5 protein-coding genes are annotated in these 6513 nt (G+C 44.1%); all 5 read right to left on the reverse strand.

The features are described 5' to 3' along the window. Window positions 1-258 precede the first annotated feature (258 nt). Window positions 259-1668 (reverse strand): ATP-dependent DNA helicase, encoded by a 1410-nt coding sequence (locus VF500_RS13640; protein ID WP_330860199.1) that lies wholly within the window; start codon window positions 1666-1668, stop codon window positions 259-261. Between the two features lie 11 nt (window positions 1669-1679). Then, window positions 1680-1997: a hypothetical protein gene (locus tag VF500_RS13645; protein ID WP_330860200.1), complete on the reverse strand. Its 318-nt coding sequence runs from the start codon at window positions 1995-1997 to the stop codon at window positions 1680-1682. A gap of 214 nt (window positions 1998-2211) precedes the next feature. Continuing rightward, window positions 2212-3054 carry an oxidoreductase gene (locus tag VF500_RS13650; protein WP_330860201.1) on the reverse strand — a complete coding sequence of 281 codons (843 nt, stop codon included), beginning with the start codon at window positions 3052-3054 and terminating at the stop codon, window positions 2212-2214. A 482-nt stretch (window positions 3055-3536) separates the two neighbouring features. Continuing rightward, the gene (locus tag VF500_RS13655; protein WP_330860202.1) at window positions 3537-5531 is read right to left on the reverse strand and encodes a M1 family metallopeptidase; all 1995 of its coding nucleotides are present in this window, start codon (window positions 5529-5531) and stop codon (window positions 3537-3539) included. Window positions 5532-5837: 306 nt separating this feature from the next. Next, window positions 5838-6365, reverse strand: coding sequence for a transposase (locus VF500_RS13660; protein ID WP_330860203.1), 528 nt, complete (start codon window positions 6363-6365; stop codon window positions 5838-5840). Window positions 6366-6513: the final 148 nt, after the last annotated feature.

Below are 6513 nucleotides of genomic sequence, written 5' to 3' on the forward strand. Positions count from 1 at the left end.
GGATGCAGAAGTACAAAAGGCAAGAAAGCTTGCTCGTCTGCAAAAAGAAGCTCAAAAACTCGGTCTTACTCTCCAAAATGCAGCTTGATTATGAATGATTTACATGCACGTCATTATAAGCGTAGCGTGGCAATCGCACGGAAGCATATCCGCCCTGTATAGTATGCGATTGCTTCGTCGTTCCTCCTTGCAATGACATGACTTTATATAACTTCAATGTCGGTGCAACACCTACCATCGGCCCCTTTTTTTAATATCCTACGAAATCCACCAGTCGTTCACCAAATTCAATTCATTTTTTGCACGGGTAACAGCGGTGTACCACCATTTGCAAAGTTCATAGTACGATGAGCCGTACATGCTTTTATCTAAAAACAGGTAAACATTGTTCCACTCACCTCCCTGCGCTTTATGGCAGGTAACTGCATAACCGTACGAAACTTTAAGGCAATTGAGATAAGGATCTTCACGCATGGCTTCCTTGTACGGCTCACTTTTTTGATGATATCCCTTAGCTTTCATCTGGTTGTTAAAATCAATCATCAGCGCTTTGGCTTGTTCGTTGGTGAGGTTACCCTTTAAACTTTCAAGCGTATCTAACGAAAGCAGCATCTTAAATTCCTTCCCGGAGGCAAGCGCCGTAACCAGTACTTTTTGAAATTTCATATCAAGCTTTTGCTCTACCTCTTCAAGTTCATTCACAATCACAAAATCGCCGTTTGTCAGCGGGACCGAATAGTTATTCTGTGTTACCAACAGTACATCGCCAACCTGCAAAGGCACATATCCCGAACCAAAAAGCTCGCGGCGCATATCCCGGTTTATCATTTGTACTTTTTTGTTGCTCCGCGCAATGGCGAGACAGCTATTGGGGCCTGCTGCTTTATAGTTAGCGGCATACAGACTAAACATGGCATCATCTGTAGTGTGCAGCTTCACATTGTTAAGCTTTGACGCCGGAATTTTAGGAAACTTGATCCGTTCCCGGCTTTCGGTCATAGCGCGGATAGCTCCTGCTAAAACCAATATGTCGTTATCATCTTTATTGCGTTCTATCTTTGAGAGCTTAACTGATACCGGAAAACGGTGTTGTTTGGCCAGCCAATCGGTATCTAACGCCGGACTAAACGTTTGCCCTACGGGCGGTAACTGGCAGGGATCGCCAACAAAAATGATCTTGCTTTTATTGGCTACCTGGAAAAAATCCTCCAACAGGATCCCCGAACCAAAAACGGCAATATTATTTCCCTCGGTCGGTGCCCCGGAAAGCATCGACGCCTCATCAACAATATAAATGGTAGTTTCGCTATCTGCCGGGCGGGTTAAAAACTGCATGGTCATTTGTCCGGCGATACCAGACCCTGAATTTTCGGCCAGTGTTTCTTCATCAAGACCGTCTATCTTATCAAAATTATATAGTTCGCCATGAACTGTTGAGGCGGAGAAACCTGTTTTTCCTCTTAGAACAGTAGCAGCTCTACCCGTTGCCGCCAGCATGCAAAACTTCTTTTCCTTTTCCTTCAGCCATTGTGCAATGTGCTGCATCAAAAAGGTTTTACCCGTACCGGCATAGCCCTTCAGCACAAAAACATCGGCAGCGGGATGATCAAGAAATTTTTGGATTGCCTTGAATGCAGCTTTTTGATCTGTATTTAAAGTAAGGGACACAGAGAGCTTTTTTAATTAACAGGCGTAAAACCGGCAAACATATTCCCGGCTTCCTTCAAAGTATTCAGCGGAACGTAATCACAGACCTCGGCATATTCGCCCCACATTTGCTGAACTGCTTTGTTACTATGCGCATTCGCGATGGCTTCGGCACTTAGCCATTCAAAAACCTCTATGATAGTTCCGTCAGTAGCCTCCATGATGATGGATTCGCGGTCGGTTACCAGCTCTTCTTGTTTCAGGCGCGGCAAATGTGTTTTCATCAATTGTTTTAGTGCTTCCTCCTTGCCTGGTTTGGGTTTATAGGCAACAATTACAATCTGTCCCATAGACTTCAGTTTACTGTGGATGCAATTTACGAAAAAACTGCGTGGCTTAAAAGTAATCTCCTTACTCATGCAGGTTTAAGCGTCTGACGCTTGAACCTTTTTTAAATGGAGCGTCCACGCTCCCGGTTATTAACTTAATAAATTAAGCGTGGACGCTTACCGATATATGGGTTCAAGCGGAGACACTTAAACCTGCAAAGTGAGAACGAAAGCTTTACTCCCCTTCCGGAAAATCGGCGCCTACGGTAGTCGCTTCCCAGGTATCAAAATCTTTTTGTAACTCCTGCAGTTTATTGCGTGCGCCTTTCAATGCGGCTTTACCTAATAACAAGCGTAACGGTGGATTTTCGGCTTCAACTGCGTCGACAATAGCTTTGGCCGCGCGTTCCGGATCGCCGGGTTGCTTGCCGCTGTATCCGCGAATATTGTTTTTATTGGTACCTGCGGTTTCTTTGTAATCGTCAATAACGATCTTGCTGTTATTAGCCGAACGACCGGCCCAATCGGTACGGAAACCACTTGGTGCAATCACCGTAACCTTAATGCCCAAATGTTTGGTTTCTTTAGATAGCGCTTCAGAGTATCCATCGACAGCAAATTTAGTTGCGTTATAAAAACCTACTGCGGGGAAAGCCACCAGTCCGCCAATGGATGCTACGTTAACCACATGCCCACTTTTTTGCGCTCGCATAATTGGCAAAACAGCTTTGGTCACATTGGCAAGACCAAAAAAGTTGATCTCGAACATGCGCCTTACTTCATCCTCCTCGCTCTCTTCAATAGCACCAAAATATCCTATACCTGCATTGTTCACCAATACGTCAATGGTGCCAAATTTTTGTGTCACTGTTTCAACTGCCACTTTGATCTCATCAGCTTTTGTTACATCAAGCTTTAGCGCCACTGCTGTTTGCGGATAAGCCTCAACAATGTCTTTTACATCCTCTGTATTGCGTGCTGCAACACCAGCCTTATAGCCTGATTGTAAAACAAGCTTTGCCAGCTCTCTGCCGAAACCGGTTGAACAGCCGGTTATTAACCATACTTTGTTTTTCATGATAGTTTGTGTTTGATCATGTAAATTAACGGTGTAGAGCGTAATTGTTTGTCAGTTGAACTTCATTGTTACAAAGAACGCCCCTCTAAATCTCCCCTAAAGGGGAGACTTTCTCTTGCGCCGCTGTTGGTGTTGTCACCAACAGCTTTACACGCTGCTTTTGAAGTTAGATTTCCGGTGCTATAAATACATCGGGGATCAAAAGAGTTGTTGGTGACAACACCAACAACGGCGAAAATAAAAAAATGTCATTGCGAGCGTAGCGCGGCAATCTCGTAGCCTATGCATGTCCGCCCTGTAGAGCTACGGGATTGCCGCGTCGCCCAAGTGCTTTTGTCCATGCCGCTCCTCGCAATGACATGGCTTTTTAACCAGCATTTCCAACCAGTCTTTATCTTCCGAACACCTATGGTGACAACAATAGCGAGGAGAACATAAATGCCATTCAAACAAAAAACCCGGCGTAAACCGGGTTTCTTCTATTATTTCTTCCAAACGTTATTGTCCTGGTTGTAATCAGGCAATACTTTGTCCGGATCGTAAGTAACCGATTCAATTTCTTCTGTTGATGGATATTTGAATGTCCATGAAGCGTAACGCTCCCAAATTTCAACAGGTAGTTTTATACGATCAACTTTACCGCCTTTGGTTTTGATCTCCAGGATAACCGGCATCGCCATTTTACCCAGGTTGTCTAAAGTGATCAGTGAACCTTTGGTTGGATCGTTATCAACATATTTTACGTCGCTTACAGCAACGTCCAAACGCCAGTCGTTCAAGAACCAGCCTCTCCAAAACCATTGCAGGTTTTCGCCGGCTGCGTTTTCAATGGTGCGGAAAAAGTCATCAGGAGTCGGGTGTTTAAATGCCCAACGATTAATGTAAGTTTTAAACGCGAAATCGAAACGCTCAGGCCCTAAGATCTGCTCGCGCAGCAATACTAAACCTGCGCTTGGTTTTGAGTAAAGCAAGGTACCCGTATTTCTTTCTTTCAGGTTGGCCGGCTGGCTCATGATCGGCTCAAGATCAGGCCTGGTAAAGTTACTTCCGGTGACATGCATGTCAGGCACACGGGTACTTTTGTATTCGCCATTGTTAAAGTTAGCGGTAGACAGCGTGTTGATGAAAGTATTGAAACCTTCATCCATCCAACCGTACATACGCTCGTTTGAGCCCACGATCATCGGGAACCAGGTATGACCAAACTCGTGGTCGTTTACTCCCCACAGACTTGCTTTTTTTGCTTTAGCTCCGCAGAAAACGATACCCGGGTATTCCATACCACCAACAATACCGGCGACAGCTGTAGCAGCAGGGTAAGGGTATTCAAACCATTTTGAAGAGTTGTATTCGATAGATTTTTTAACGTACTCGGTTGAACGGCCCCATGCATCGTTGCCATCGCTTTCAACCGGGTAGGCTGATATTGCAGTTGATTTTTTACCGCTTGGCAGGTCCATTTTTGCAGCATCAACAATGAATGCGGCTGATGAAGCCCATGAAGCATCACGGGCATTTTTGATCTTAAAGTGCCATGTTAGTTCGGCTTTGCCGGCAGGGCGTGATTTTGGATCGGTAACCTCGCTTGCGCTACGGATGATCACCGTGCTTTCGCTTTTTTCGGCAGCTGCCCAGCGTTTCAATTGCTCTGGGGTATATACTTCCTGCGGGTTCAATAATTCGCCCGATGCTACTACGATATGATTAGCGGGGGCCGTAATATTCAGGTCGAAATCACCGTACTCCAGGTAAAATTCGCCCGGGCCGCTATATGGAAGTGTGTTCCAGCCCATTACGTCGTCATACACACATACGCGTGGGTACCACTGCGCAATGGTATATACTTTACCATTTTTGGTTTGCAGGTAGCCCATACGGTCTGATCCGTAATTTGGAGAAACGAATGAGTACTCGATTTTCAGTTTAGCCTGTCCGCCATTGGCTGTAATTTCCTTCGGAAGGAAAACCTGCATCCTTGTATCAGTGATCAGGAATTTAACATCAACATATTCGCCTTTCAGGCCTGCAACCTTTACAGATTTAATTTTATAACCGGCATCAAATGCTTCACCGCGGCCCCAGTTGCGGCTTCCAGCCGGTGGAACAATAGCTGTACCTCTTGAATCAAGCTTAAACAAGTTTTGATCCAGCTGCATCCATACAAAACCTAAGGTTTGCGGACTGTTGTTGGTATAAGTTAAAACTTCCGAACCGGTAATTTCATTAGTTTGATCGTTCAATTTGGCAGCCAATTGATAATCGGCGCGATTTTGCCAGTATTTATATCCTGGCTCGCCGCTTGCTGCGCGAAATTCAGTACCATTTTTAGTGTAAAACCCAGGACCAAAAGTTTCGTGATAATCGTAAACAGAACCGGCGGGTGTGGTAGTGGTGGGAGGTGCTGGCTGCTGGGCGTAACCCACGCTTGCGGCCAACGTAAAGGCAAGGCTGCAACCTGCCATCAGTTTTAGTTTCATGTTCAGTCAAATAAATTGCGTAAAGGAACAAGTATACTACAAATTAGGGAGATGCCAAGGGTTGGTAAAACGATTGTTACGGATTTATTAAATAATTAAATCCGTGCTTAAAGCCTATATATCAGGTGGATTTGAATGGGGATTAACATGCATTAATTGTTGGTAGCGCCCAACAATGGCGCAATAACAAAAACGTTCTAAAATCCCCACTCCCCAAAAAATGATCAGCGTACACCTTTTCATCAAAGCCGAAGAAAAGGAAACCGTTATCTTCCCCGCCGTTGTTGGTGTTGTCACCAACAACTTTTACCCGGCATGATGTGTAATTAAATCAAACTCATCTATTCCTGTTTCATAAAACCTGGCCGACGAATATCTATAATCTTCAGTATATTGAGCCAGCTTCCATTTATCTTGTAAAGGATTGTTATGGATATAATCCAACTTCTGCATAAAAACTTTTGGAGACCATAAATCGATACTTAAAGAATTTCGCTCCCAAAATTGGTATTTTCTGTCTTTGGCATTAACCATAAACGACGCTAATTGACTATCATCAGTATCTAACAACCTAAATTTCATTTGCTGGGCAGTAAATTTCAGGAAGCGCATTTGAATCAAATCTCGTGTATGCCCATCCTGTATCTGCCATATTAAATGAATATGATTGGGCATTATCACGAAGCCATAAACAACTATGCTTCCTTCATTTTTCAGATATAAAAGACTCTTTATAATAATATCCTTATATGTATCGTCAATTAACAATGGTTTCCACTCCAAAATGGTTGCAGTAAAAAATTGCGGATGGTAGTCAAAGTTAATTTCAGCCATGTATGCTAAGATAGTTAATGAAATTTACAACTTGCTGTTTGCCACCGTTGTCATCAACAACTTCCTCACTGATTGTTCACAAAGCGATAGTGCATGGCGTTGAGTTGTTGGTGACAACACCAACAACGGCGGGGAGATTTGAATGGGG

The sequence above is a fragment of the Mucilaginibacter sp. genome (genome assembly GCF_036383575.1).
Taxonomy (GTDB): Bacteria; Bacteroidota; Bacteroidia; order Sphingobacteriales; family Sphingobacteriaceae; genus Mucilaginibacter.